The organism is Ruegeria sp. BE3 (assembly GCF_056538865.1).
On sequence record NZ_JBQFTW010000008.1, the window covers coordinates 48460 to 74064 of the forward strand.

General features: G+C 55.0%; 26 protein-coding genes. 14 read left to right on the forward strand and 12 right to left on the reverse strand.

Going from position 1 to position 25605, the window contains the following annotated elements:
• Window positions 1–83 precede the first annotated feature (83 nt).
• On the reverse strand, window positions 84–1019 hold the full coding sequence (locus ACR0AZ_RS16590; protein WP_480473093.1) for a LysR substrate-binding domain-containing protein: 936 nt from the start codon (window positions 1017–1019) through the stop codon (window positions 84–86).
• A gap of 238 nt (window positions 1020–1257) precedes the next feature.
• Here ACR0AZ_RS16590 and ACR0AZ_RS16595 point away from each other — a divergent pair, with 238 nt between their 5' ends.
• The 6 genes from ACR0AZ_RS16595 to ACR0AZ_RS16620 all read left to right on the forward strand — a co-directional run bounded on the left by ACR0AZ_RS16595 (window position 1258) and on the right by ACR0AZ_RS16620 (window position 8597).
• On the forward strand, window positions 1258–2211 hold the full coding sequence (locus ACR0AZ_RS16595) for an ABC transporter substrate-binding protein (protein WP_170694193.1): 954 nt from the start codon (window positions 1258–1260) through the stop codon (window positions 2209–2211).
• Window positions 2212–2293: 82 nt separating this feature from the next.
• The gene (locus tag ACR0AZ_RS16600; protein ID WP_480473089.1) at window positions 2294–3322 is read left to right on the forward strand and encodes a quaternary amine ABC transporter ATP-binding protein; all 1029 of its coding nucleotides are present in this window, start codon (window positions 2294–2296) and stop codon (window positions 3320–3322) included.
• The gene (locus ACR0AZ_RS16605) at window positions 3322–5304 is read left to right on the forward strand and encodes an ABC transporter permease (protein WP_480473087.1); all 1983 of its coding nucleotides are present in this window, start codon (window positions 3322–3324) and stop codon (window positions 5302–5304) included. The genes ACR0AZ_RS16600 and ACR0AZ_RS16605 overlap by 1 nt, the downstream gene beginning before the upstream one ends.
• A 1-nt stretch (window position 5305) precedes the next feature.
• Window positions 5306–5677: a cupin domain-containing protein gene (locus tag ACR0AZ_RS16610; RefSeq protein ID WP_480473085.1), complete on the forward strand. Its 372-nt coding sequence runs from the start codon at window positions 5306–5308 to the stop codon at window positions 5675–5677.
• Entirely contained in the window at window positions 5674–8073 is a 2400-nt protein-coding gene (locus ACR0AZ_RS16615; RefSeq protein WP_480473083.1) for a trimethylamine N-oxide demethylase, read from the forward strand. The genes ACR0AZ_RS16610 and ACR0AZ_RS16615 overlap by 4 nt, the downstream gene beginning before the upstream one ends.
• Before the next feature lie 53 nt (window positions 8074–8126).
• Complete coding sequence (locus tag ACR0AZ_RS16620) at window positions 8127–8597, forward strand: hypothetical protein (RefSeq protein ID WP_480473081.1); 471 nt, start codon at window positions 8127–8129, stop codon at window positions 8595–8597.
• Between the two features lie 425 nt (window positions 8598–9022).
• On the opposite strand, the gene ACR0AZ_RS16625 is transcribed toward ACR0AZ_RS16620, so the two are convergent.
• Complete coding sequence (locus ACR0AZ_RS16625; RefSeq protein WP_480667903.1) at window positions 9023–9562, reverse strand: dihydrofolate reductase family protein; 540 nt, start codon at window positions 9560–9562, stop codon at window positions 9023–9025.
• A gap of 72 nt (window positions 9563–9634) precedes the next feature.
• On the reverse strand, window positions 9635–10507 hold the full coding sequence (locus ACR0AZ_RS16630) for a LysR substrate-binding domain-containing protein (protein ID WP_480473077.1): 873 nt from the start codon (window positions 10505–10507) through the stop codon (window positions 9635–9637).
• 149 nt (window positions 10508–10656) lie between these two features.
• On the opposite strand from ACR0AZ_RS16630, the gene ACR0AZ_RS16635 reads away from it, so the two are divergent.
• Window positions 10657–12177 carry a trimethylamine methyltransferase family protein gene (locus ACR0AZ_RS16635; protein WP_480667943.1) on the forward strand — a complete coding sequence of 507 codons (1521 nt, stop codon included), beginning with the start codon at window positions 10657–10659 and terminating at the stop codon, window positions 12175–12177.
• A gap of 12 nt (window positions 12178–12189) precedes the next feature.
• A complete protein-coding gene (locus ACR0AZ_RS16640) occupies window positions 12190–13281 on the forward strand; it encodes an aminomethyl transferase family protein (protein WP_480473073.1) in 1092 nt (363 codons plus the stop codon).
• 731 nt (window positions 13282–14012) lie between these two features.
• Here the strand turns inward: ACR0AZ_RS16640 and ACR0AZ_RS16645 are convergent.
• On the reverse strand, window positions 14013–14792 hold the full coding sequence (locus tag ACR0AZ_RS16645) for a VOC family protein (protein ID WP_480473071.1): 780 nt from the start codon (window positions 14790–14792) through the stop codon (window positions 14013–14015).
• A 301-nt stretch (window positions 14793–15093) separates the two neighbouring features.
• Between ACR0AZ_RS16645 and ACR0AZ_RS16650 the strand changes: the two genes are divergently transcribed.
• Window positions 15094–15708, forward strand: a complete 615-nt coding sequence (locus ACR0AZ_RS16650) for a LysE family translocator (protein WP_480473069.1) — start codon at window positions 15094–15096, stop codon at window positions 15706–15708.
• 225 nt (window positions 15709–15933) lie between these two features.
• Here ACR0AZ_RS16650 and ACR0AZ_RS16655 read toward each other — a convergent pair whose 3' ends face one another.
• Both ACR0AZ_RS16655 and ACR0AZ_RS16660 read right to left on the reverse strand, forming a co-directional pair.
• Entirely contained in the window at window positions 15934–16743 is an 810-nt protein-coding gene (locus ACR0AZ_RS16655) for an SDR family oxidoreductase (protein WP_480667904.1), read from the reverse strand.
• Window positions 16744–16899: 156 nt separating this feature from the next.
• Window positions 16900–17373 (reverse strand): hypothetical protein, encoded by a 474-nt coding sequence (locus ACR0AZ_RS16660; protein ID WP_480667905.1) that lies wholly within the window; start codon window positions 17371–17373, stop codon window positions 16900–16902.
• 173 nt (window positions 17374–17546) lie between these two features.
• Between ACR0AZ_RS16660 and ACR0AZ_RS16665 the strand changes: the two genes are divergently transcribed.
• Both ACR0AZ_RS16665 and ACR0AZ_RS16670 read left to right on the forward strand, forming a co-directional pair.
• Window positions 17547–18125, forward strand: a complete 579-nt coding sequence (locus tag ACR0AZ_RS16665) for a TetR/AcrR family transcriptional regulator (protein WP_480667944.1) — start codon at window positions 17547–17549, stop codon at window positions 18123–18125.
• Between the two features lie 106 nt (window positions 18126–18231).
• Window positions 18232–18855 carry a LysE family translocator gene (locus ACR0AZ_RS16670; protein ID WP_480473061.1) on the forward strand — a complete coding sequence of 208 codons (624 nt, stop codon included), beginning with the start codon at window positions 18232–18234 and terminating at the stop codon, window positions 18853–18855.
• Window positions 18856–19017: 162 nt separating this feature from the next.
• Here ACR0AZ_RS16670 and ACR0AZ_RS16675 read toward each other — a convergent pair whose 3' ends face one another.
• A complete protein-coding gene (locus ACR0AZ_RS16675) occupies window positions 19018–19899 on the reverse strand; it encodes a LysR family transcriptional regulator (RefSeq protein WP_480473059.1) in 882 nt (293 codons plus the stop codon).
• 156 nt (window positions 19900–20055) lie between these two features.
• Between ACR0AZ_RS16675 and ACR0AZ_RS16680 the strand changes: the two genes are divergently transcribed.
• Both ACR0AZ_RS16680 and ACR0AZ_RS16685 read left to right on the forward strand, forming a co-directional pair.
• A complete protein-coding gene (locus ACR0AZ_RS16680; RefSeq protein ID WP_480473057.1) occupies window positions 20056–20670 on the forward strand; it encodes a nitroreductase family protein in 615 nt (204 codons plus the stop codon).
• Between the two features lie 9 nt (window positions 20671–20679).
• Window positions 20680–21648 carry a DMT family transporter gene (locus tag ACR0AZ_RS16685; protein WP_480473055.1) on the forward strand — a complete coding sequence of 323 codons (969 nt, stop codon included), beginning with the start codon at window positions 20680–20682 and terminating at the stop codon, window positions 21646–21648.
• 363 nt (window positions 21649–22011) lie between these two features.
• Here ACR0AZ_RS16685 and ACR0AZ_RS16690 read toward each other — a convergent pair whose 3' ends face one another.
• Window positions 22012–22692, reverse strand: a complete 681-nt coding sequence (locus ACR0AZ_RS16690) for an IS6 family transposase (protein WP_480667906.1) — start codon at window positions 22690–22692, stop codon at window positions 22012–22014.
• 196 nt (window positions 22693–22888) lie between these two features.
• Here ACR0AZ_RS16690 and ACR0AZ_RS16695 point away from each other — a divergent pair, with 196 nt between their 5' ends.
• Window positions 22889–23050, forward strand: a complete 162-nt coding sequence (locus ACR0AZ_RS16695) for a hypothetical protein (protein WP_480473349.1) — start codon at window positions 22889–22891, stop codon at window positions 23048–23050.
• Window positions 23051–23112: 62 nt separating this feature from the next.
• Here ACR0AZ_RS16695 and ACR0AZ_RS16700 read toward each other — a convergent pair whose 3' ends face one another.
• The 4 genes from ACR0AZ_RS16700 to ACR0AZ_RS16715 form a co-directional block, all read right to left on the reverse strand.
• Window positions 23113–24381: an FCSD flavin-binding domain-containing protein gene (locus tag ACR0AZ_RS16700; protein WP_480473053.1), complete on the reverse strand. Its 1269-nt coding sequence runs from the start codon at window positions 24379–24381 to the stop codon at window positions 23113–23115.
• A gap of 24 nt (window positions 24382–24405) precedes the next feature.
• Window positions 24406–24729, reverse strand: coding sequence for a c-type cytochrome (locus ACR0AZ_RS16705; protein WP_480473051.1), 324 nt, complete (start codon window positions 24727–24729; stop codon window positions 24406–24408).
• Between the two features lie 78 nt (window positions 24730–24807).
• Complete coding sequence (gene soxZ / locus ACR0AZ_RS16710) at window positions 24808–25137, reverse strand: thiosulfate oxidation carrier complex protein SoxZ (protein ID WP_480473049.1); 330 nt, start codon at window positions 25135–25137, stop codon at window positions 24808–24810.
• A 15-nt stretch (window positions 25138–25152) separates the two neighbouring features.
• Window positions 25153–25590, reverse strand: a complete 438-nt coding sequence (locus tag ACR0AZ_RS16715; RefSeq protein WP_480473047.1) for a thiosulfate oxidation carrier protein SoxY — start codon at window positions 25588–25590, stop codon at window positions 25153–25155.
• Window positions 25591–25605: the final 15 nt, after the last annotated feature.

The window sequence follows — 25605 nt, forward strand, 5'->3', positions numbered from 1 at the left end:
TAAATATTTTTTCCCTTCGGTCAACCTTTGAATTTCAGAGACATTGAAGGAAAGAACAATTATCGCGCGATGGCACCATCGGATCACGCGTAACGTTTGCGCCCTGCGCTGAGCCCTAACAACCAATCCTCGACGATACGTCGCTCGGGAAATGATTTTTGCGTTGGGCTCTTCAGAAGAAAATATCCCGACTGTGTTCGCACCGATATGTCCTGGATTGGTCTGACCAACGCACCGCTTTCAAGCAGGGGGTCAACAAGATGGGCCCAACCCAGTGCGACGCCCAAACCATCAACAGCTGCTTGTATAGAGAGAGGATAGGTGTTGAAGGCCACAGCGCGTTCCATCAATGAGGTAGAAATTTCATTGCTGCCAAGCCAGGTATGCCAAGTCATCCATTCTGCGTGGCTGCTGGTCACCTCAATCAGATCCAATTCCGGCAGCGCGGATAGTACTGCCGCCTTCGGATTACTTTTGAGATAATCAGGGCTACATACCGGGAAAACGGTTTCCCCGAACAAAAGCTGCGCCTCATATCCGGGCCAATCCCCTTCCCCGCGCAATATCGTCAGATCCATAGAATCAGACAGGCACTCTGCGTCGCTGTCCGAAGACACCAGCGATATACGGATGCGGCCATTGGATTTGTTGAATTTGCGTAGCTGCGGCATCAACCAGAGCGAGGCAACGGAGTTGGTCGCAGAGATCGAAACCGTGTTGGCCTGATGTTTGGCCAGCATATCCCGGCTGACCTCCCGCATTAGATCCAGTGATTTTTCCACGGTTGCCAACAATATGGCACCTTGCTGCGTCAACGAGACCGACCGATGGCCTCTGACAAACAAGGGCACGTCATAATGTTGTTCCAATAGACGCACTTTGCGACTGATTGCCGTTTCTGAAATGTTGAGCACCTTGCTGGCCTGCGCAAAGCTCTGGGCCTTGGCGGCCGCTTCAAAAGCCAAAAGGTAGTCGAGCGGCGGAAGAACCTTCCCGGTAACTGGTGCTTTCTTCGGCATCTGACGGCGGAGTCCCAATCTAAAGCTGATTGCAATCAAAGAGCATTTGCCCGCGTCGGCTGAAAACGATTAGGCAACTGACTGTTAAGATAGTAAAAAACCGGATTAGCCTCAAGATTTTATGGGCAACGCCTCTCAAATTTCTGTTCTGCGTTTCGCGCAAATTTAGGCAGAATACGCAAATTCGGGGCCGGAAGAGCCCACAATCCAAAAATCGAACGTCACTCAGGGAGCAATCATGAAACTTTCAAACCTACTTTCTGCTGCAACCTTGGCAGCGGTAGCGGGCACCGGTGCGATCGCAGAAGACAGCAGCGACCCGATCGTCATCCCAATTCACAACTGGTCCAGCCAGATCGTGATGTCTTACGTGGTCGGCCAGTTGTTCGAAGAGATCGGCGATAATGTCGAATACGTCACGACTGACAGTCAGGCGGTCTACGAGTCGGTGCGACTGGGCGACGTCACGCTTGAGATGGAAGTCTGGGAAGGCGCGTTTGGCGCATCCTTCCGCGCAGCTCTGGAAAAGGGCGGTCTGCATGATGCAGGCGACCACGATGCTGTCACCCGCGAGGACTGGTGGTATCCGATGTGGACCAAAGAGTCCTGCCCCGGCCTGCCGGACTGGGAAGCCTTGAACGATTGTGCCCATCTGTTCGCGACAGCCGAAACCGGCGACAAAGGTCGGTATCTGGACGGCCCCGTTGACTGGTTGAAGCATGGTAAAGAGCGTGCCGAAGCGCTCGATCTGAATTTCACCGTGATCAACGCGGGTTCGGCTGCGGCTCTATGGGCCGAGATCGGCGCCGCAGAGGCGGATAAGAAGCCGGTTCTGGTCTTTAACTGGACACCCAACTTTGCCGAAGCCGTCTGGCCCGGTGAGTTTGTCGAGTTTCCGGCCTGGGAAGATGGATGCGATAAGGACCCATCCAAAGGTCCGAACCCGGATGCGCTGTATGATTGCGGCAATCCGGCTACCGGTTACCTGAAAAAGGCCGCTTGGGATGGTATGAAAGACAAATGGCCCGCTGCCTACTGTGTATTGACTGAAATTTCCTTCACCAATCCGCAGATCGCGGAGATGGCCAAGCTGGTCGATACGGACGAGCTGGAACCGGAAGAAGCAGCAGCCGAATGGCTGGATGCGAACCGCGCTGTTGTTGATCCCTGGATCAGCGCCTGCAGCGGATAATCCGGTCACACGCAACGAAACTGGCGCGGCCTTACTGACCTCATTGGAGCAAGGCCGTGCTTAACAAGAAAGAAAGGCAGCCATGTCCGCCACAGCGCCTGTAATCTCAGCCCAAAATGTCTGGAAATTATTTGGACCTTCGCCCGAGAGCTATCTGAATTCCATGCCGGCTGGCCGTAGCTTCGACGAGATTCGCGCAGATGGCTACATCGCCGGGGTCAAGGACGTCTCGATTGAGGTTGGCCGGGGCGAAATGCTGGTCATCATGGGACTATCCGGATCAGGCAAATCAACTCTGGTGCGGTGCTTCTCGCGCCTGCACGACATCACCGGCGGTACGATCAAGGTTGATGGTCAGGATATCATGGGCCTGAGCGAGCGTGACCTGATCGAATTGCGACGCAACAAGATGGGCATGGTATTCCAGTCCTTCGGCCTGCTGCCGCACCGCACGGTCCTGGATAACGTGGCCTTCCCGCTGGAAATGCGCGGTCAGGATCGCCATGACCGCCGTGAACGTGCACTGGAAGTCATCAAGCTGGTCGGGCTTGAGGGCCGCGAAGAATACTTCCCACGCGAGCTTAGCGGTGGGCAACAGCAGCGGGTCGGCATCGCCCGGTCCTTGGCGATTGAGCCGGATATCTGGTTTCTGGACGAGCCGTTCTCGGCCCTTGATCCATTGATCCGCCGCGAAATGCAGGATGAATTCCTGCGGCTGCAAGAGATGCTGGGTAAGACCATCGTCTTTATTACTCACGATTTCGACGAAGCGCTACGCCTCGCAGATCGCATCGCAATCATGCGCAACGGTGCGGTTGAACAATGCGATACACCTGATCAGATCGTCATGAACCCGGCCACCGAATACGTGGCAAAATTTACCGAAGACATCGACAAAGCCCGTGTCGTACACGCAAAAGGGCTGGCGAAACCGATCAATGGACATGCTCTTGAAGGAGCGCCCGTCAATGGCGGCTCGACCATCCACGAATTGGCGCGGGTTCTCGTTAATGACAACCGCATCCTTCTGCCGGTTGCCGATGACAAGGGCATTGTCACCGGTGTTCTGGAACGCGACGCCGCTTTGAATGTCTTGCTCGGAGCCGAATGATGGCAACGCTATCCACTGATCTGCACGAGGCCTCGCACAAGCCATGGGGGCGTACCCGCGTGCTTACGGCATTGCTGGCCGTGGCCTTTGCACTGATCCTTGTCAAGGTCGTCGGTGTTTTGCCCGAATGGCTGAACCGCATTCCCGAAGCGGCCATCCCACCCACAGCACAGCTTCTGGATGCGATCTTCAACTTCATCCAGAACGACCTTGGCCTGATCTATGTGACTCGCTTCATCGCCGAAGGCCCGCTGGAGTTTTTGTTGGACACATCGGCCAACCTTTTGGAAGGCAAGCGCCGCTGGCCTAATCTGGGACCAATCCCATGGTCTGCGATTGCAGCTGTTGCAGCTGTTGTCGGTTATGCCGTCGGGGGATGGAAGTTGGCAGCCCTTGGTGCGGGCACCTTCATCTGGACAGCCGCAATCGGACAGTGGAAAATCGCCATGCAAACCATGTCCGTGATTGTTGTCGCGGCACCCTTGGCGTTCCTGCTGGGTCTGGTTCTGGGTATCGCCGCGTGGAAATACGGCTGGTTCGAGCGGATACTGAAGCCCATCTTGTCCGTGTTACAAACCTTGCCCTTCTTTACTTACCTGCTGCCTGCGGTGATCTTCTTCAAAGTCGGGCCAACAGCCGGTGCCGTGGCAACGATTACCTTCGCCATCCCGCCGATGATCCTGATGACAACACTGGGCCTTAAAAAGGTCAGTCCCGAAGTGATCGAAGCGGGTCAGATGTCGGGCTGCACCCGCTGGCAGATGCTGCGACATGTCTATGTTCCCGCCGCGCGCACCGAGATTTTGGTTGGAGTTAACCAAGTGATCATGTTGTGTCTGGCCATGGTGGTGCTGACCGCATTCATCGGCATGCCCGGCCTTGGCGCCAAGCTGTTAGCGATGATGGGCAGTTTCAAACTCGGGCGTTCTTTTGAGATTGGTGTGACCATCGTTCTTCTGGCGGTCATGCTCGATCGGATGTCAAAGGCTTGGGTCGTCAAACAGCCCGTTCATTTCGAACGCGGCACCCCATGGTGGAAGCGGCACCAGATCTCGCTGGTCGCGCTGGGTCTGTTTGTCGGGTTTATCCTGCTCTCGCAGGTCTTCCCGATCCTTGCCGAAGTTGGCCGCAAGCAGCACCTGAGCCAAGGCAAGGAAATTGACGTGGTAATAAAGTCGATTCTGGCGATTGATGCCATCAAGGGAACGACCGAATGGTTGCGCTGGTTCCTGAACGTCAAGGTTCTGATCCCGTTCCGAGACACGTTGCTGGCGATCCCTACCCCCGCCTTCATCCTGCTGGTCGTTGCCTTTGCCTATTGGATCGGCGGACGCCGCCCCGGCATCTATGCTGCAGTCTTCTTCACGATCGTGGCTTTCTCGGGCTGGTGGGATCGCTCCGTTATCACGCTCTACACGGTGATTTCGGCGGTCGCGCTGGCGACACTGATCGGTATCCCCCTGGGAGTTGTCGCGGCCCGATCCACCCGCTGGTCCAAGAGCATCCTTTTAGCCTGCGACACCGCTCAGACTTTCCCCAGTTTCATCTATCTGATCCCAGCAATCATGCTGTTCGGCGTCAATGATGTGGCCGTCGTGTTCTCGATCCTGATCTTCGCCGCTGTGCCATTGATCCGGTACACCATTATTGGCCTCAGCAGCGTGCCCCCGGAAATGACAGAAGCGGCGGACATGTCCGGGTCCACGCGGCGCCAAAAGCTGATGTCGGTTCAATTTCCGCTGGCGCTGCCAACAATGGCCGTCGGATTTAATCAGGCGATCATGTTTGCCTTTTTCATGGTCATCATCGCGGCCTTCATCGGCACACAGGACCTGGGACAGGAATTGCAACGCACGCTGGCAGGTACCGAGTTGGGCAAAAACTTTGTCCTTGGCCTGAACGTGTCGCTGATGGCGCTGACCTTTGACATGGCCATCAGCAGCTGGGCGGAAAAACGTAAAAAGCGACTGGGGCTCGACTGAGATGGCACAGCTAAAAAACAGACGCAGTGTTGCCCGTTTCGACGACAACGGCTTTGTCAGGATGCAGATGACAGACCTGCCCGACGAACAAGTTTGGTGGAAGAATGTCAGCTTTGACCAGGATACCGGGCAAGGCAGCTATCTGATGAAAATGGAGCCAGGCACGCGCTCGAACCCGCATGTCCATCATGGCCCGGAAGAGTTCTTTGTCCTTGAGGGTGACCTGACCGATCACGATGGATTCAGCTATCGCAGCGGTGACTTCGTAAGTCTTGCCGCAGGTTCCAGCCATTTTTCACACACCAAATCGGGATGCCTTTTGGTGGTGACGCACCGCGGTGCAACCGAATCCATTCAGGAAGGTGTAATATGAATGTGAAGCCGGTTTTTGAGGTACCGTATGAACGCAGCGGGGTTCTGGCCCCCGGCCTTCCGATCCTGCCTCATGGAACGGAACGCCATCCCGTCCCTGGAGCCGGGTCGCGTGCGGTTCCGGTGTCGAAGGGCGACAAGATCACTTTGCTGGATCGCGATGGGATGCAACCGTCCGAGATGGTATTCTTTGCCCCCGATCGAAGCTCGGACGCTGCCATGCTTGGCGTGCAGGGGCACGGTCGACCAGAAGGGCTGATTGCAACTCTGGCGAATGGCTCGGCTTCGGGCAAGAAAGTGTTGCGCGCCTTAGAGGTTGCAGGTTTCGACATCGGACGCGGGGATGCGATCAGGGCTTTCTCGGATGGATCACGCCCCGGTGACATGGCGCACTTCGTGGCGGAATGCGACGGTCTTCTGATCGTCTCTGCCCCCGGTGAAGCGATGCGACCGGAAGACAACAACCCACCGACCGACATTATCCTGTACATTCAGCGTGCCGCTCCCGGCTTGGAAAAACCGGACGTGGGCCCGCCCGATCCGTTGGCCGACCCTCTCAGAGACATCAACATTCAGCCTGGCAATGCCAAATCTTATGAGGTCAAAGCCGGAGAGTTCATCCAGATCGTGGATATCAGGGGCCGCGAATGCTCAGACTTTCAGGCGTTCAGCCGTCGTGCATTAGATCAGGGGATCGAACGCGAGATTGATCCCACCACAACGCGCAGCCTGATGGGCAGCTTGTATCCGCAACCAGGTATATTCTCGAAATACTGGTCAGTGGATCAGGAACCGCTGGTTGAGATCGTGCAGGATACATGCGGACGGCACGACACGTTCGGCCTTGCCTGTACCGCGCGGTATTACGAAGACCTTGGCTATCCCGGTCACGTGAATTGTTCGGACAATATCAACAAGGATCTTGATCAGTATGGTATCAAGCCGCGCGGAGGTTGGCCGGCGATCAACTTCTTCTTCAACACAATGCTGGACGAGACCAACGCAATAGGCATGGATGACCCGTGGTCGCGGCCCGGTGATTTCGTGCTGCTGCGCGCACTGACGGATCTGGTCTGCGTCAGCACCGGCTGCCCCTGCGACATTGATCCGGCAAATGGTTGGAATCCAACAGATATTCAGGTGCGAACCTACAAGGCGACCGAGGATTTCAAGCGATCCTATGGCTACAGAAAATCTGCGGAGGCGGATGTGGAAGAAACCAAGAAAACAGCATTTCACGACTGCTTTGCACGGCACTCCCGTGATTTCATAGAATACAATGGCTATTGGCTGCCCAACACGATGACCAATCATGGTGCCATTGCTGAATACTGGGCCTGTCGGGACAAGGTCGCGGTCATGGACCTAAGCCCCCTGCGGAAATACGAGGTTGTCGGGCCTGACGCAGAAGAGCTGATGCAACTTTGTGTGACTCGCAACATGAAAAAGCTGAGTGTTGGTCAGGTCGTCTATACGGCCATGTGCTATGAACACGGCGGGATGATTGACGATGGCACCGTCTATCGTTTGGGTGAAACAAACTTTCGCTGGATTGGCGGGAATGACACCAGCGGATTGTGGCTGCAGGAACAGGCGCTCAAACGCAATATGAATGTCTGGGTGCGTAACTCGACGGACCAGTTGCACAACATCGCGGTGCAGGGGCGTCACGGCCGCGACATTCTTTCCAAGATCTTCTGGACGCCACCTCAGCAACCAACGATCGAAGAACTGCTATGGTTCCGGTTTACTGTCGCACGTGTGGGCGATGTGCAGGGGACGTCAGTGGTTATATCCCGGACCGGTTATTCCGGTGAACTTGGATACGAAATCTTCTGCCACCCCAAAGACGCGTCGGAAATCTTTGATCGCGTTTGGGACGTCGGTGAGAAATATGGCATCGCACCGCTCGGGCTTGCGGCACTCGACATGTTGCGGATCGAAGGTGGATTGATCTTTGCTGGGTCGGAATTCGACGATCAGACGGACCCGTTTGAGGCAGGCATTGGCTTTACTGTACCGCTGAAGTCAAAAACCGACGATTTCATTGGACGGGCTGCGATCGAGGAACGCAAGACACACCCGCACCGCAAACTGGTTGGTTTCGAGATCGAAGGCGGCACTGTTCCCTCGCCGGGCGATTGCGTGCGCGTTGGAAAAGCGCAGGTTGGCGAGATTACCAGCGCAATGAAATCACCCGTTCTTGGCAAAGTAATCGCATTGGGCCGGGTTTCGGTTACCCATGCCACCATTGGGTCAGACATTGAAATTGGGCAGTTGGACGGGCAGCAAAAACGGTTGAAAGCCAAGATCGTTCCATTCCCGCATTTTGATCCGACAAAGGAACGTGTGAAAGGTATATACGCAGAGGCGACGGTTCCGGACGCTGCAGAATAGCAGCTAAGTACGGTGACGACATTCGAGTTCATCATGTCCGATCTTTGCCAGCCTTGAGAAAGTACTCGTCATTCGACTTTGAGATTCTGTCCAAAACGGGCATTTTCAGATTGCCGTTCTTTCAAATCACCATGGTCGCTTTACTGGCGTTGTGTTCAACACCCGGTTTGGCGGACGAATGTGATCGGATTACTATGCTGGAAAGCTACGAAACCACTGCTGCCGCTCCCGAAGGCGCAATCTGTGAAACCTTTGTGGGCTTGGTTGGCACCAGGGGCATTTCATGCTTTTGGTCATTTTCGTATCGAAACGATAGCGCTGACCTATTTTTTCGCGACGCTTGGCTTGAAGTCATAAGTTGTCGCGAAGGTAGTAGCCCTTCAGTTTCCGACCCTGCGAACCACCCCGACAGCTACAACTTTCGGGAACTGATCACAGAGCGGGGCACATACCGCGTGTCGAAGAAGGACAAGAGCCAGCAAAACCAAACTTTAGTTGGAATGGGTTTTGTAAACCACAAATAAAGTACATCGTTCTCGTCACCATCGTCGATTTCCTGCGTGCACGCCCGCAGTTTAACTGTGGCGTCCATCAGGTCTTTGCTGATGAGAGTGATATCATCCAGAACTGCGCCCAGCAGGTTCGCTTTCTACATGGCCCGAAGATAGTAGGCACTTAATATGCTCCGCGCTTTCGCGCTTGCTCCTTCGTCAACGATGCCCTGAAGCGTGTTCGCAAAGGCTAATTCAACCAGGTCGGCCAGCAGCTTACGCTTGCTGCAAGAATGGTAAGCTACCGCCATCGGCGTGACCTTTAGCTTACCCGCCAATAGCCGAAACGAAAGCGCATCGGCTCCCTGCTTTTGAACAATGGGCAGGGCAGTTTGCAGGATAAGCTGTTTCGACAGACGTTCCTCTGACTTTTGGTCACCCGACAGTCGGTGTTTTGGTCATGCACTTTTCACTTCGTAAACCAGATCGACCATACCCGATGGAAAGGTAGTGGCAGAGATCAGTTCAAGATCAACATCGCCGTTCATTTCACCGAAAGTGCGAATGCCATCGCCCAGTAGTATAGGAACCACAGTTATCTTCATGTCTTGTACAAATCCGGCCTGAAGGAACGACCGAATGATCGCACCGCCATCGACATATACGCGTTTGTAACCGCGCTGGTGAAATATCCCCCATAACTCTTCGGGGCTAGCAGTGGAGAACTCAATTTTGTCGTGTAGATGCTCAGGTATGTCCTGTTTCGTCATGGACCGGCTGAGTACCACGACAGGTTTCTCATATGGCCATTCATCAAATCCAAGGACAGTTCGCAGTGATCCGGTCCCCATAACAAGAGTATCCACGCTGTTCATAAACTTGATGAACCCGTGGTCTTCGTTTTCAGCGCGCTGCTTGTTCAGCCAATCGAGCGAATGGTCTTTTCTTGCAACGAAACCGTCGAGGCTCATGGCCATCATGATGTGTCCGGTTGTCATATCGGTTTCTCCGCGAGACTTAATTTATCTGGTGTACAAATATAGAGTCAGTGACGTTCAAGTCGAATGTGGTCAGGATTGGACTCTCAGCCAGGCCGAGAATGCAGCCACGGCCTCCGTTGCAACGGTACCGTTCGGCTTAACCAGAAAGTACCCGTAGTTGGGCAGCTCAATTTCGGACAACCGGAATAGCCGTTGGGCCTCCAAATCAGCCGACACAAGGTCATCCATCAAGGCAATCCCCTGCCCGTCGATGACGGCTTGCACCCGGACATTGGGGTCAGGAACGATCAACACATCCTGCCGCGATTGCTGGGGCAGATGTGCGGCGGTCAGCCAATCGGACCAGGCGTTGCTGTCATCGCGATCTCTGAGCAAGGTGAGTCTTGATATGGCCTCGTCCATTCCCAATTCCTCAACCATTTGGGCTGTGGAGGCGTTTCCTACGGGATAGGGCGGCATCGGCATGAAGGGCGTCACACTGCCGTGACTGAACTCGCCGTTTCCCCATCTGATCGCCAGATCAACATCCGGCATCTCGTGATCAGAGAATTCGATCATCGGCTGAATGCGCAGCTGCACATCCGGGTGGCGTTGCATAAAGGTCATCAGACGTGGGGACAGCCACCGCGCCGCGAAATAGGTCGACACTCCAACAATCAGGGATCGCGATACGCGCCCCTTAATCTCCAGAATATCAGCTTCGATTTCCTGATAACGGGTCTGGCAAGCCGCCAGAAGCTTCACCCCTTCATCCGTCAAAGTAACGCCGCGTGTAGTGCGGCGGAACAGGGCCATCCCCAGATCAGCTTCAAGCGTCTTGATCTGATAGCTAATCGCACCCTTGGTCATGTTCAGCGCTGCGGCAGCGTCTGAGAAACTGGAATGCCGGGCAATCTCGGCGAACAACCTAAGCAGGTCATGATGGCGAAAGTGTCGGCGCATACCAAACTAGTACAAAATTTTTGAACGCGATGGCCAGAAAATTTCGATTTCCAACTGGGCAAAAAACGCCAATCATTTCAGGGAACAAATGAAACGGAGTTTCGCGTTTGGGTGCTTTGAACACCACCACGGACATCTCGAAACCGGCAGTGCGCCGCAGCCGCTTCCGTCGTGATCGACCCTCATGTGGTGACACGATTTCTCCAGGCGCTCCGTTCTCGACGCGAAAGATACCTGCATACGAATTGCTAAATGACGCGGCCTTGGCAAGGATCGAAGACCAGGCGGATTGGATTCTTACAAAGATAGGCGTCGAATTCCGGGGCGATCATGTGGCGCTCGAATTGTTTGCCGCGTCCGGTGCCCAAGTCGATGGTGAGCGAGTCAGGTTTGAGCCCGGACATGCGCGCGCACTTTGCTCAACGGCCCCGTTGGAGTTCAAATTGCACAGCCGGGATCCGGCCGGAACCGTGACCCTTGGTGGCGACAATATTGTTCTGATGCCGGGTTACGGGTCTCCCTTTGTTAGCGATCTGAGCAATGGAAGGCGATACGCGACGCTCGAAGACTTCCACAACTTTGTAAAACTCACATACAGTTCCCCTGCCCTGCATCATTCCGGCGGCACGGTGGTCGAACCAACGGATGTGCCCGTGAATAAGCGGCATTTGGACATGTTGCTGGCGCACCTCACCCTGACGACCAAACCTTTTATGGGGTCCGTCACTGCGCCAGAACGCGCACAAGACAGCATCGACATGGCGCGGTTGGTCTTTGGACGCGACTTTATGGAACGCAACGCCGTGATGCAGGCCAATATCAACGTCAACTCTCCGCTGGTGTTCGATGACACCATGTCCTCCGCGCTCCGCATCTATGCCAAAGCAAACCAATGCGCGTGCGTCTCTCCAGCGATTTTCGCTGGGGCCATGGGGCCGCTCTCTCCTGCGGCAGTGGCAGCCCAAACGCTCGCCGAAGCCATGGTCGGCATCGCCCTGGCACAGCTTGTCCGGCCCGGGTGCCCGGTGGTCATGGGGTCGTTTCATTCCAGCATGAACCTGCGCACGGGCGCGCTGACCTTTGGGTCGGCGGAAGCCAACATGGTCACCATGGCGCTGTCGCAACTGGGGCATAGACTTGGCGTTCCGGTGCGCTCGGGCGGCGGGCAAATCACCGCGTCCAACGCTCCGGACGGGCAAGCGATGCAGGACAGTACGGGGGCCATGTGGTCCACCCTTCTGTCCGGCGCGCATCAAGTCTGGCATGCGGCGGGCTGGCTCGAAGGTGGATTGGTCATGTCCTACGAGAAGTTCATCATGGACGTAGATCACTGCGGCGCGATGCTGAAACTGTTGCAGGGTTTTGACACGGGCGATGAAGCCTTTGGCCGCGATGCCTATCTCGAAACCGGCCCGGGCGAGAATTTCCTCTCCACCAGCCACACGCTGCGCCACTACAGATCGGCGAATTTTGAACCGCAAATCCCGGATGCCGGCCCTTTCGAGACCTGGACGGAGAACGGCGCGCTCACGTCAGACCAACGCGCCAAGACGCGGTGGCGCCAGATGTTGGACGACTATCAACAGCCCGACATGAACCCCAGCACAAAAGCAACGCTTGAAGACTTCGTGTCTGAACGCAAAGCACGGATGCCGGACGAATGGTACTAGAAAGGAAGACCCATGACCGAAGAACTTAGCCGCACATCCGCCCTTGCATCGCGCCACACCGCGCTTGGCTCCGGGTTGGAGGACTGGAACGGCATGGGTACGGCCTGGACCTATAACACCAATCCCAATGATGAGCACAATGCGGTCCGAGAACGGGCCGGTATGTTCGACATGTCTCCCCTGAAGAAAGTGTTCGTTCGAGGCCTCGATGCCCAGGTGGTGCTGGATCATCTGACCACGCGCGATCTGACCAAAGTCGGACCGGGCAATGCTGTCTACCTGTGCGTTCTGAACGATGACGGCGGGATCGCCGACGATGCGATCGTGTCGAACAATGGTGGCAACGAATGGATGATCGTGCACGGCTCCGGCGATACCATGGCGCTGCTGGAAGCCTCGGCGGCAGGGCGTGACGTTCAGATCGACTTTACCGACGATCTGCATGACCTTTCAGTGCAGGGGCCTGCTTCTCTGGAGATCCTGAATGCCCACACGGATATCGACCTGGCCGAACTGGCTTATTTCGAACACGCGCCTGCGAAACTATTTGGTTATCCCTGCCGCATCTCGCGCACGGGTTACTCCGGCGAACGCGGCTACGAGATTTTCGCGGAAGGGACAGTGATAACGGGTATCTGGGACAAGCTCGTGCAGGAGGGCGTCATGCCATGTTCCTTTACTGCTCTGGACAAAGTACGTATCGAAGCCGGGCTGTTGTTTTACGGCTATGACATGACCGCAGAGAATACCCCATGGGAGGTCGGCCTCGGCTTCACCGTCAGCACAACCAAGGCCGATTATCGCGGAAAAGCGGCCGTCGTGGCGGCAAAAGGGGCCGAAAAAGTAAACAATGTGTGCCTGGATATAAATCACCCCGACATTGTGGCCGGTGGTGAAACGCTGTCACTGGATGGTGAACCTGTCGGCGTGATCAACAGCCCCTGCTATTCACACCGAATGGGAAAATCCCTTGCACTTGCGCATGTTGTTCCAGGACTGGCCGTTGGAACAACACTGGCAGTCTCAGGCGACGGCCTGAACACAAAAGCAACCATCGCAGCAAGCCCTATCTACGATCCACAGAAACTGCGCACCCGCGAATAAAGGGATCGTTGCTAGTTGCTGTAGAGCCGGCCCATGAGGGCCGTTCCTAATTAGTGCCAATGTCGTCCGTCGGCGCAAACCAACCCATTACTTTTAGTCAAACTGCGGCGCTTGCAATCAACACATGCCATTCGCTGCGAACGCAGAATTTGAAGAATGACAAATGTCGCCGCCGTCGCCACTGGATGCAAACAGAGCAATGCGTGGTTTACTCCGAACGAAAGTACGTTCTCCCAACCAGGCGGAATTCGACCAATACATGTATGGGTTGTTGAATTAAGACCGCTCCTCTGGTAACTGGACGAACCGGAAACCCTGATACAGGAGAGATCAGATATGCTGAATTGTCAGACCTCAATGCTTCGCGCGGCAGGCGCAGTAGCCCGTTAAAGCGGTCTGACAGGTTTCCGATCTGAAGGCCGCCTCGTGAGCGGCCTTTTTTTGTGTTTTCCTCATGTGGCGGCTTTCCAACATTTCATGGAGAGAACAATGCCAAGCTTATCACTTTACATTCCAATCAACCGGTCGCGTGGCCTCCTACTAAGGCTAGCGGCTATCTTCGCCCGGCGACCAAGCGCAGAACAGCCTGTTCTATTCAGAAAAGCCGAGCTGCCGGCTCACCTGAGGAAGGACGTCGGCCTTCCACCGGAGGCTGAACACCCGCCTCCTTCGCACCATAGGTTCCCTTTTTAAGGAATCGATCAAGCAAGGGTAGCTTTCAGCCCTTGCTCTTAATGATCGTTCCGTGTCCGGAGTGATGCGTTAACAAGAAAGAATAGCGCACCATTCGGATCGTAAAAGACCCGACAGCGTGTGTGATCCGGATCATTCGTGTCGATCTTGGCCAGTTTTCCACCCAATCGTTCCACGTCACGACAGGCGGCGGTGACATCTTCAACTTTGATGCTCGGAATCCAGTAGGCATCTTCTTGTTCCTGAGGCAACCCGCGCAACTGCTCGGCAATTTCATCGCCGGACAGTAGCGAAATGGTGGTTGTTCGTTGTAGTTCGCTGTCGTACCCGGAAACCCATCCGAACAACTCCGAATAGAATTCACCAGGGAAATCTGCGGAACTCGATAGATACCCGTCTATTCCAAATTGCCGCTCCTGCACCGGATAGGAGTGTCGGGACTGGCAGATACCAACCAAGGCTCCTAAAGGGTCCCTCAAAAGACAGTTGCGACCAACGCCCGGCACTTCGAATGGCGGTCTCTCAACGGTTCCACCGAGTTTCTCAACTGACGACGCGGATTGATCTACATCTTCGACCTCTACATAGGCGATCCACCCGTCGTCGTAGTGTTGCGGTGTCTCGGCAATGCCTGCGCCAACCTCTTCTTGTGCTAAGGCGAGCACAAAGTCCTTCTCTCCGCCGCCCCAGGCAAAATCCATCGCGTGCTCGGTCAAAAAGCTCCAGGAGGCAAGGTCTCGATAGAAGTCCATTGAGCGTGATCGGTCGCCCGTGAAGAGATCATGCCAAACGAATCGGCCGACCTGGTTACATGTCATGGCGGTGAGCTCCTATGATCCCCGCAAATAATACAGTACTGGCCTGCGGTCGATTTGACCCAAGTCAACAGCCGTGATCGCGTGTTTCTGAAACCCATGCTACTAATGGAAAGCCCCCATTCACTGCGGCCTGGCTTTCTGTGGGATTAACCTTCAACAGCCCTTCGCCGCTTTTTGTGTTCTTTGTTGCTCGCGACCCGATCCAAGCCTAATATTCCGTGCTTTGCAGTTCCAGCTTTTCGGGTTGAAGTTGGCCATTGGATAATGACCGCTAAAGCTGCTCTCAAACAAGGAATGTTCGATGGAGCCGAGTCTGATATTCGCACTGGTTGGAGCTACCGCTCTCCTGGTCGCTATTCCTGGGCCGAACGTAGCATTGATTGTTGCAAACACACTGGCTTACGGATTTCGCTTCGGCGCAATGACAGTGTTTGGCACAACTATTGGCGTGGCTTTGCAGCTTTTAATCGTCGTCCTTGGACTGGCCGCGCTCCTTGAGTTTGCTGCTTTCGCATTTCTTTGGCTGAAATGGATCGGAGTGGCTTATCTGGTCTATCTCGGCGTGACCGTATGGTGTCAGGGCGTCGCGGACCTGGATAAACAAAGTGCCAGCCGTGAGCCGCTGACAGCACTCTTCTGGCAGGGTCTCCTACTCGCCACGATCAATCCAAAGACCTTAATATTCAACGCGGCATTCCTGCCTCAGTTTGTGGCTATCGGATCAGGTTCTTCTGCTTTGCTTTTTACCGCCGTGATCTATGTAGCCATCATCATGCTCGGTGATCTTGTGTGGGCCGCTTCTGCGCAGATGGCGCGACCTGCAATAGTTAAGCTCGGACGATGGCGTCACAGGCTAACTGGTGTTCTTTTTGTTGGGTCGGGTATCGGTCTCGCTTTGGCCCGTGTTGATCGGTAAACGAATCTTTGGAACAGAAGTCAGTTGCTTTGCCTTGTCTAGAGATTAGCATGGGTTCAGAGGTGTCATTCTCTGCTTCGCTGGTCAGCGCTTGTTGGTGATCCGAACCGGACACTGGTCTAGCTGCCAGCATGCCTATCCGTCGCAGCAATACCAAAGCCCACCTGCGCCTCCGTGCTAAAAAAGTCCAGATTACCGCTCGATTGCGCTAACTCCTTCCTGCCTTCACTCGTCAGGAATGGCCACAGACCCTGCAAGGATACCTCCATCAATGTTAAGCTCAGCTCCGGTCATGTAAGGGGCTTCGTCGGATGCAAGCATAACAGCCAGTGCAGCTACTTCTGACGCTTCTCCAAATCGCCGCATCGGAGTATCCGCAACGATTGCCGCCTCTCGTTTTGCGCGGTCTGCACCTTCGCCTAACAGTGGCTCCCACATTGGCGTCATGATTGCCGCCGGATGGATAGAATTGCAGCGGATGGCAAGACCCTGACTTGCACAATACAGTGCGACCGATTTCGTGTGATTTCGGATAGCAGCCTTTGAAGCGGCATATGCTGCCGCCATAGGCACACCTATGATGCCAGAGCGTGAAGAGATATTGATGATAGATCCGGTTTTCGCTGGGCGCATGGCACGAATAGCATAGCGGCATCCGAGAAATGTCCCGTCACTGTTGGTCGCATGAACCGCTCGCCAGTCTGAAAGTGTTGCGTTCTCGGGATCATGTGCAGGAGGTTGTCCGTCTGAGGATCCTTCAAATCCGGTGATGCCCGCGTTGTTCACAAGTACATCAAGAACTGGAAATTGTGCTTCGATAGCCTCCCAGTCCATCTCGGAAGACACGTCCAGTTTTGCAAACTCCGCGCCTATTTCTTTGGCTGTCTTTCGACCAAGATCGACATCTTTGTCAGTCAGGATGACCTTCGCTCCCTCGTCACAAAAAGCGCGTGCAATTGCGGCTCCAATGCCGCGCGCACCACCTGTCACAAGGGCTGTCTTAGTGTGCAATCTGGGCATGTTTTTTCCGATCATTTGTACTTAGGCCGGTCAGGCGCGCCTGCTCCAGACTACCAGTATTCCAGGCTCATCGTCATGCTGCACTCGATTGCACTCATGCTTTCAGCACATCTCGATAGGTATTTGGTCTCCTAAGTGGCTCGTCGAAATCCCCGATACCATTAGGTCAGATCAGTGTGAGTGGGACCGGCGCACCTCCTGTAGCGACTTCCAGTATCCATACATACACAAGGCAAAAATCGACACGTTGCCAACAAAGTCGAGCAGCATCCAATGGGTGAACATCTCAACTACAAAGACAAAATAATAGTTGAAGATGAAGAACGGGATCGAGCCCACCAATCCAAATACCAGGAAGGTGGTAGGCGTAAACCGCGCAAGGGCCATGATGGTGCCTGCCAGAACAGCTTGTGCACCAAAGCACGCCAACAATAGTCGGCTCGTTTCGTTACCCACAAAGTAATTTGGTTTGAAAACAAGCTGCTCGACAGTACCGTGGAAGATCAGTGCCCAACCACCCAGTCCCAGAAAAACACCCGCAAGCATGCGTTGAATGTTGAGAACCGACATAATTCGTTTCCTACCTAGAGGGATGACAAAGCCAAAGACCTCACCATGCCCTGCTGCACTGATTGCGTGCTGCAACTCCGGGCATCCTGGAAGTTCCAGCTAGCCCAAATTGACGACAATACACGCTGTTCAGATTTTTAATGACACTTACGTCAGTAACTTGTAGTTGGCAATAGGAGGTAATTGAGATTTCGGAACACACAGCAAAAACCAAGCACCGTCGTCGGAAAGAGCACCGACCCGGTGAGATATGCCAGGCTGCACTGGAAGAACTTCGTGAAAAGGGTCTTGCGGGGAGCACTTTTCAGGGAATTGCGCGTCGTGCCGGGATTTCCCGGACAACGGTATATCTATACTTCAATTCCAAGATGGACATCTTTGAGTCAGTGGCGCGCGACACCATGGAACGCGCACTTGACGAAGCGGCTCAGGCTATCGTCGAGTTTGAAGGGCCCTATGAGGAACTCTTTGAGAAGGTCATCGACCGGTTATACGATCAGCTTGTCGCGGGTGACGCGCGCTACATTTTTAAGGTCATGGTGGCCGAAGGTCACAATCACTCAGACATTGTTGCCTTCTACCATCGTGAGATTTTTTCAAAAGGTGAAGCGACCTTGCGCCGCCTGATCAGCGCCGGGGTGGAGAGTGGCGTGCTCAGCCAACAGGCTTCAGGTTTGGATCCGCGAACCATTATTGCGCCAGCAATATTTGCAGGTATCTGGAGCCTGATTTTCAGCGAAATTGATCCCATGAATGTGGAAAAATTCAAGCAAGACCATGCAAGAATTTTTTTGCGGGGCTTGCTCAAGCGAGAGGACGAAAAATGAACTCAGGCACATTCCAGCGTGTATTGGTGAATCAAACGCCAAGGACACCGGTTGCGCGAGTCGATTGGTTAGAACAAGGACACTTTGGCGGATTTGGAGGCATGAAATGACGTACGAACTATGGCTGGTTTATTTGGCTGCTGCGGTTGGATTGTCCCTGACCCCTGGTCCAAATGGGTTGTTGTCGCTGACACATGGGGCCTGCTATGGCTTCCGCCCGACTGTTTCCACCGTTTTGGGCGGAGCGCTTGGGTTCTTCCTTCTGATCGCAATTTCTCTGGCTGGCTTTGGCACCTTGCTCGCTGCATCGGAGCGCGCTTTTCTCGTCGCAAAATGGATCGGTGCCGCATATCTCGTCTATCTTGGTATTCGGGTTTGGCGCTCCGCACCCCCCGATTTTGGTGCAGCGACCAGTTTGACAAGAACGAATGATCTTGGAACCTACAGGATGTTCCAGCAGGGATTCCTCGTCGCCGTTTCTAACCCAAAGGGCCTCTTGTTCTTTGCTGCGTTCCTTCCACAGTTCATGGTCGCGGGATCGCCCTTCCTGCTACAGCTCGCTGTATTTGGCGGAACGTTCGTACTCGTTGAGGTTGTCTATGAGCTTCTACTGGCAGGATTTGCGCAGCGCATTGCGCCCTGGCTTGCCCGAAGCGGACGGTGGTTCAACAGGATCACCGGTGGCGCGTTTGTCGGAATAGGAGCGGCGCTCGCATCAGCGTCGAAGTAGCCATAAGTCTATGGGTTATTAGAGACGCGGTTAGAAAACTGATAGGTGCGATCTGTCGCCAACTATAACGCCTGTAGCCCGCTTTGCGGCCATTCGCTGCAATCACGAAGACCATTGGGATACGACCAAAAGAAGGCCGTCCAGATGCGGGCGCATCTATCCCTAAAGTTCTTCAACAAGAAAATCGAGAAACACCCGAACCTTCGACATCACGTAGCGTCGGGACGGGTAGACAGCGTAAAGGCCCGTCTCGTTCGGCGTCCAGTCTTCCAGAGCCGTGCACAGCCTTCCTGCGGCCAGATCTTCAGCGACATACATACGTGGAACAAGACTCAGACCGAACCCGGCACGCAAAGCATCCCGGACCGCAAGGCTGGAGGACACCTTGTAGCGGCCCCGAACGGGGACTTTGACAGTTCGCCTGCCCTGTATGAAAGTCCATTGAACGGCATGGTCCGACAAGGTGAACTGGACGCAATTGTGCAGCGCCAGATCCTCGGGCCGGGTTAGACGACCGTGCTGTTCGAAGTAAGATGGTGCCGCGCAGACGACGTGATCCATGATCATCAGCTTTCGCGCAATCAGTCCCGAATCTTCAAGATCGTCACTCCCGCGCAGGGCAATATCAAACCCTTCTTCAACCAGGTTGACCCGCCGGTCATCCAACCTCAGGTCCAGCGTCAGTTCGGGATATCGGTTGAGAAACTTCGGGATTTTTTCCGACAGGCCGATCAGCGTCACCGTAACTGGTGCGCTCACACGCAAAACGCCCGATGGCGTATCCTGAATGGCCTGAAGTGTTGCGTCGGCCTCATTCAAATCATCCAGGACTTGCACGACACGCTCGAAATACAGCGTGCCGGCCTCGGTCAGACTCATGCGTCGGGTCGTGCGATTGATCAGACGCGCCGAAAGATGCCCCTCCAACTCAACGACATTCTTACTGATCGAAGCAGGGGACAAGTTCAGCTTGCGCGCCGCAGCTGCGAAACTGCCAAGCTCGACCACGGTTCGAAACACGGTAAGGGCGGTCATACGGTCCATGATTATTTACTGTAAGTGAAGTAAGAGTTCATCGATAGCCGTATTCTCTACTTTCATGCATCACTGTATTTCATAGGGCATCAAGCTGCGTAGGCGATTTTGGCCACGCATCCACGGCAGGACAGAACGTCCGAGTAGATGACTAGGAGTCCCGAAATGCAAACATTCAGAACCGCCCACCATCCAATCGAACCGCTCTTCCTGGATCGCTGGTCCCCACGCGCATATGAAGCAAAACCCATGCCCAATGCCGATCTTCTGACCATCCTTGAAGCAGGCCGTTGGGCACCCTCGGCATTCAACGTCCAGCCCTGGCGATTTCTGTATGCCCATCGCACCGACAAACATTGGACGGATTTCCTGTCGGTGCTGGACGCAGAAAACCGGCAATGGGCCGGATCTGCGTCGGCACTGATCTTTCTGATCTCGGACAAGGTGATGCCCGCCGAAGAAAATCGGCCCGAGATGATCTCGAAATACCACAGCTTCGATGCTGGGTCCGCCTGGATGCAAATCGCGCTTCAGGCAACTGCTCTCGGATATGCCGCCCATGCCATGGCGGGCCTCGATTTTGAACACGCGACCACAGTTTTGGGTTTGCCAGACCGGTTTCGACTTGAGGTCGGGATCACTATCGGCCGTGCCGCCGAGACCAGTCGCCTTCCGCACGATCTGCGTGTGCGCGAGGTGCCGAGCAACCGGTACCCGCTTGAGCAGATCTCCTACCCTGGCCCCTACCCCGCCAGCTTTACCGCATTCGCAGCAGAATAGGAGGTTGCTATGTCATTCGACCCAAACGCATTAGTTAAACCAACGGTAGTCAGAGCTGATCTGCATGTCCACGGCTTGATGCTGGTAGCGACGTTCTTGGTGGCCACGTCGTTTCCGGTAGTTTCCGCCATCACAGACAGTCTGGATAGTGTTGTGCTGACCTTTGTGCGGTTCGCCCTTGCGACACTGCTATTCGCTCCGCTGGTGGCGTGGCGCTTCGGCATCGTCCGTCCCAGCCTGCGCGACCTATTGCGCTACAGTCTGCTCAGCCTTCTGCTGGTCACGTTCTTTTGGTGCATGTTTGCATCTCTGAAAATGACTACACCGCTGAACACGGCGGCAATCTTTTCGATAAGTCCCGTCATTACCGCAGGCATCACAACGATCCTGTTGCGAGAACGGATAACACGAAGCGCACGAATTGCGCTTCCCCTCGGCGCGATTGGCGCAATTTGGGTGATTTTCCGGGGTGATCTCTCCGCATTTATGGCACTTGAAACCGGAGCGGGAGATCTCCTGTTTCTTGCAGGCACAATTGCGCTCGCTGGATATACCACACTAGTCAAAGTCCTGCACAATGGCGAGCCTATGGCCCGGATGACCTTCTGGATATTGGCCACTGGATCGATCTGGCTTTTGTTAGTGTCATTGCCCAGTCTTGGCAGTGTGTCCTGGGCAGAGATACCGATCGGCACACTGGCAGGTATCACCTATTTGTCCGTCTTTACCACTATTGTAACTTTTTTCCTATTTCAGTGGAGCACAACGCAAATCGGCCCAACCCGTGTGATGTCCTACACATTCCTCAATCCGACTTTGGTGCTTGTGATCGGATTGTTTGCGGGAAATACCCTGCCACCCCTGGCAACCTGGCCTGGTATATTGATGGCGATCGCAGCTACAGTCATCCTCCAGTCGGACTTCACCCGATGGTTCGGGTATATGAGACGGGACATTCGGCCTGCCGCGCCGAGTTAAGCCAATCGAAATCAACTGCTTTCCTGGGAAACGAAAGGATCGCGAAATGCCAAGTGTTCAACATCGTCTTTTTGCCACGATCCAGCGGCCCGCCCACCAGTGTCCGACCTGTCCTGACCGGAAGAAACCAAATTTCCCAACATTTGGCTTTGTTGGGTTATTGGGCCTGCTGATGGCCCCGATGGCGGCACAAGCGCATGTCCGATGGTTTGTTGATCCCAATAGCCCTCAGGTCGCAACTTTCGAGCCCTATACTCTGTTCGACCCAGCTGTTTTGATCTGGATCGCAATTGCGACAGCCCTGATTGGGGCTCTGTTGCAAAGTTCTGAACGCGCCAAATTGTCTTGGCGATTATACCAAAGTTAGGCAGCCAGTTCTGCGAATTGACGAAACGGACGGAGTCCGGGCGTGAACTGACCTTTACGGATCATGTGCGCAACCTCGATGCCCGCCAGAGTCGCTGATGCCGAAGCAAAAGACTTGAAGCCGAGCATCGGGCGGGTTCGTCTTTTGATGAAACGATGGTCCTGTTCCACGATGTTGTTCAAGTATTTCCGCCTGACCATTTCAATTGGGACCGGGCAACCAAAACCTTTCAGCATCTTGTTGATGGCTTTGAGGCCAGCGGTGTTAGCTCCACTTTTGTCGATGACAATCTTTTTCGGAAGGCCGTTGACCTCCAGCATTCGGGCGAAGAACATGGTGGCCGCGGGTTTGTTTCGACGCTGGGAAAGCATAAAATCAAGCGTCTTGCCTTGCTTGTCGACGGCCCGATAGAGATAGACCCAATTGCCTTTCACCTTGATGAAAGTCTCGTCCATTCTCCAGGAGCGGTCGCACGGTCCCTTTCGACGACGCGCCGCTTCAGCGATTGCGCCTGCATACCGCGTCACCCAGCGATTCAGCGTCGTGTGATCCACTGCAACGCCTCGCTCATGCATGATCTCTTCTAGATCGCGATATGACACACCGTATCGGACATAGAAGAACACAGCGAAGAGGATTACATCTTTCGGATACCGCGCGCCTTTGAAAGAGATCATAAAAACAAACTTTCGACTTCATTATTTCGATTTCCATTCACTCGACGCACTTATGGGCGTCAACAGTCAAAAGTTTGCAACAGAGCCGTCAGTTCATGCCCGGAGTCTGTCCGTTTCGCCAATTGGCAGAACTGGCCGCTTAGCTCCACAGCAATCGTGTAAACAGTTCATTTTCGCAAAATATTGCACGAGAACCTTGCGACAGAACCCATCAAAGGAACATTACGTCTGCGACCTTGTCGACTTCGCCCCCGGAGGAGCGCTTGTCGCCCGGTTCTTCTTCGCCACCGATCCCGATGGCTACAAGATCGAAGTCATTCAGAAAGGGGACCGCTTCCGCCAGACCCCCGCCCTGTGATTGCGCCCCAATATCGCATCCCTACACGATTGAAAGGGGTCGAAATTCTGCGACAAAGCCAGCTAGTGAAACATGTCCTCTGAGATCGCAGCATACCAGTTAACCGATTCCTCGTACGTTAACTGACGTGTTTCGGCAGATTCTCCGGTTTGACTGATGAAGCCATCGACGCGTGCTATTTTCTCTTCGGTCGCTTCATAGGTCGCCCCTACCTTGACCCCGTCATTGACCGCGATCAGCGACCAGCATGTGTTGGCGTAGCGGGGCGGAAAAACCCGTGAGCCGGTCAAAGCCCCGCGGGCCGCATTGGCGCACACCTTCGCCTGCGAATTTGCCGAAAACCCGGATTTCGGCATGTCGCCCTGTTGGCTGGCATCGCCCAGAACATAAACATCCGGATCAAGCTTTGATGACATATCAGCCGCGTTCACCGGGGCCCATCTGCCCTCGGTCACGCCTGCGAGTTCGGCGATATGCCCTGCTTTCATCGCGGGGATGACGTTGCAGACGTTCACGGCAATTTCTTCGCCATCAATCGTCAGTGTCATCTGGTCCGGATCGACCGAGACATTACCGCCGCCGAAATCTTCTCCGATCCAGTCGATCATGCCCGGATAATGCGTGGCCCAGCCCTCTTCGAACAACGCCATTTTCGAGAATTTCGGTTTTGGGTCCGCAATAACGATCTTGGCGCTGGGGTTGATGGTTTTCAGCACATGGGCCACCATCGAAATACGCTCATACGGTCCGGGCGGACAACGGTAGGGATTGGGCGGCGCGACCATTGCGTAAATGCCGCCTTGGGGCATGTTTTCAATCTGCGCGCGCAAAAGCTCGGACTGCGATCCCGCCTTATAAGCATGAGGCATCCTGTTCTGCGCAGAAACATCCCATCCTTCCACTGCGCCTTCAACAAAATCAATGCCCGGAGCGATGATCAGCTTGTCGTAGGGAAGAACCGCGCGCCCGGCCAGCGCCACTGTTTTTTCGGCGCGATCCACACCGATGGCCCAGTCATGGATCACGTTGATCCCGTAATTGGCGGCAAGCGCCCCGTAGGTGTGACCGATATCGTCGATCGCGTTCAGGCCGCCGATATAAAGGTTGGAAAAGAAACAGCTGAAATAGACCTTCGAAGGCTCGATCAGCGTGACCGAAATCGCACCTTCGCTGTCTTTGGCGATATAGCGCGCCGCAGTTGCACCGCCGGCCCCGCCGCCGATCACAACCACGCGGGGCTTTCCGCTGCCCTCTGACAGCACGGCAGGGGCCGACAATACGCCCGTGGCGGCGACACCAGTGCCCAGAAATTTACGCCGATCCAATGTCATTGGTCTCCCTCCCACTCTGCGTCGTTAATCAATCGCTCCAAAATACGCGGCCAGCGCCGCTATTTCGTCGTTGCTCAGCCGCCCGGCCATCATCTGCATGATGGGATGCTCGCGTTCGTCCTGTTTGTAGGCCAGCATGGCCGCCACGAAGTCCTTCGGGTTCATCCCCGAAATCTTCGGAATTCCATCGGTTTGCCCGGTGTTCTGATGGCAGGTCACGCATTCCGCCGACAGATACGCGCCCAATTCCAGATCGGCCTCCCCCGCCGCGACTGTGCCCTCGGCCAATACAGCAAGACCGGGCAAATGCAGAACAGATCCGCAGATAAGCAGGTTGAGGTATTTCATCTCCATCCCAAAACCCCAGCAACACCCAACGCTTGCAAATTCAGGCCTTTATCAGAACCGACACTTTCGTCGGCATTTCTAAACCACCGTGATTGCGCGGTTGTCGGTGTAGATCGCGCCATCGTCGTCATACCAAGCGAAGGTAAACACACCCGGGCCGGGAACTAGGGCCTGAAACTCGAAGAACGGGTTTGTCGAAATGCCGGGCCCGATCTCAAGGTCGATAACGGTTTCGCCTTCGAACGTGCACAGGAACCGATGAATGATCGAACGCGGAATGGGGTCGCCATCCGGGTCGACACGTTGGCCGGATTCCATACGGTGGGTGATCAGTGTCTTGATCGTAATTACCTCGCCCGCCCGGGCCGCTTTGGGCAGTTTTATGCGGGTTTTGACACCTGACGCCATGGTCCCCTCCCGCGCTCAGGCGCAACCGCCAACGACGACCGAGACCGGTTGATGGCCACGGTGCACATCGCCATCCGGCATACGCGCAAGGGCCAGAACGTCCTGTGTCTGGGCCAGACGCATCCGGGTTGAAATCGTCTGGGACCCCGCCAGAGGGCCGAACGTGGCCTTGAGCACCGGCAGAACCGGGTTGCCGGGTGCAACCAGCAGAACATCCTGCGCGCCGAGCGCGTCGATGGAAACGGAAACCCGATAGCCGTCTTCGGCGACAGCGGGCAAGGTCAGGACCACGCCGTTGTCCTCAATCGGCCCGTCGCCTGCAAAAGCTGCGATAAGGTCCTCCAGCGTTGCAGAAGCCGGCACAGCGACCATCTGTTGCGCCCTGACCGGTTCAGCAAGGCACAGCAAAGCCCAAAGGCTTACCTGCATCGCGTCGCGCCGGGTCAGGGTCATGGCGGGCCTTTCTGT

Bases quoted from the DNA above. Each gene is read 5' to 3' on its own strand.
- ACR0AZ_RS16590 (WP_480473093.1), bottom strand. From the start codon at position 1,019: ATGCCGAAGAAAGCACCAGTTACCGGGAAGGTTCTTCCGCCGCTCGAC.
- ACR0AZ_RS16595 (WP_170694193.1), top strand. From the start codon at position 1,258: ATGAAACTTTCAAACCTACTTTCTGCTGCAACCTTGGCAGCGGTAGCG.
- ACR0AZ_RS16600 (WP_480473089.1), top strand. From the start codon at position 2,294: ATGTCCGCCACAGCGCCTGTAATCTCAGCCCAAAATGTCTGGAAATTA.
- ACR0AZ_RS16605 (WP_480473087.1), top strand. From the start codon at position 3,322: ATGGCAACGCTATCCACTGATCTGCACGAGGCCTCGCACAAGCCATGG.
- ACR0AZ_RS16610 (WP_480473085.1), top strand. From the start codon at position 5,306: ATGGCACAGCTAAAAAACAGACGCAGTGTTGCCCGTTTCGACGACAAC.
- ACR0AZ_RS16615 (WP_480473083.1), top strand. From the start codon at position 5,674: ATGAATGTGAAGCCGGTTTTTGAGGTACCGTATGAACGCAGCGGGGTT.
- ACR0AZ_RS16625 (WP_480667903.1), bottom strand. From the start codon at position 9,562: ATGACAACCGGACACATCATGATGGCCATGAGCCTCGACGGTTTCGTT.
- ACR0AZ_RS16630 (WP_480473077.1), bottom strand. From the start codon at position 10,507: ATGCGCCGACACTTTCGCCATCATGACCTGCTTAGGTTGTTCGCCGAG.
- ACR0AZ_RS16640 (WP_480473073.1), top strand. From the start codon at position 12,190: ATGACCGAAGAACTTAGCCGCACATCCGCCCTTGCATCGCGCCACACC.
- ACR0AZ_RS16645 (WP_480473071.1), bottom strand. From the start codon at position 14,792: ATGACATGTAACCAGGTCGGCCGATTCGTTTGGCATGATCTCTTCACG.
- ACR0AZ_RS16650 (WP_480473069.1), top strand. From the start codon at position 15,094: ATGGAGCCGAGTCTGATATTCGCACTGGTTGGAGCTACCGCTCTCCTG.
- ACR0AZ_RS16655 (WP_480667904.1), bottom strand. From the start codon at position 16,743: ATGATCGGAAAAAACATGCCCAGATTGCACACTAAGACAGCCCTTGTG.
- ACR0AZ_RS16670 (WP_480473061.1), top strand. From the start codon at position 18,232: ATGACGTACGAACTATGGCTGGTTTATTTGGCTGCTGCGGTTGGATTG.
- ACR0AZ_RS16675 (WP_480473059.1), bottom strand. From the start codon at position 19,899: ATGGACCGTATGACCGCCCTTACCGTGTTTCGAACCGTGGTCGAGCTT.
- ACR0AZ_RS16680 (WP_480473057.1), top strand. From the start codon at position 20,056: ATGCAAACATTCAGAACCGCCCACCATCCAATCGAACCGCTCTTCCTG.
- ACR0AZ_RS16685 (WP_480473055.1), top strand. From the start codon at position 20,680: ATGTCATTCGACCCAAACGCATTAGTTAAACCAACGGTAGTCAGAGCT.
- ACR0AZ_RS16690 (WP_480667906.1), bottom strand. From the start codon at position 22,692: ATGATCTCTTTCAAAGGCGCGCGGTATCCGAAAGATGTAATCCTCTTC.
- ACR0AZ_RS16700 (WP_480473053.1), bottom strand. From the start codon at position 24,381: ATGACATTGGATCGGCGTAAATTTCTGGGCACTGGTGTCGCCGCCACG.
- ACR0AZ_RS16705 (WP_480473051.1), bottom strand. From the start codon at position 24,729: ATGAAATACCTCAACCTGCTTATCTGCGGATCTGTTCTGCATTTGCCC.
- soxZ (WP_480473049.1), bottom strand. From the start codon at position 25,137: ATGGCGTCAGGTGTCAAAACCCGCATAAAACTGCCCAAAGCGGCCCGG.
- ACR0AZ_RS16715 (WP_480473047.1), bottom strand. From the start codon at position 25,590: ATGACCCTGACCCGGCGCGACGCGATGCAGGTAAGCCTTTGGGCTTTG.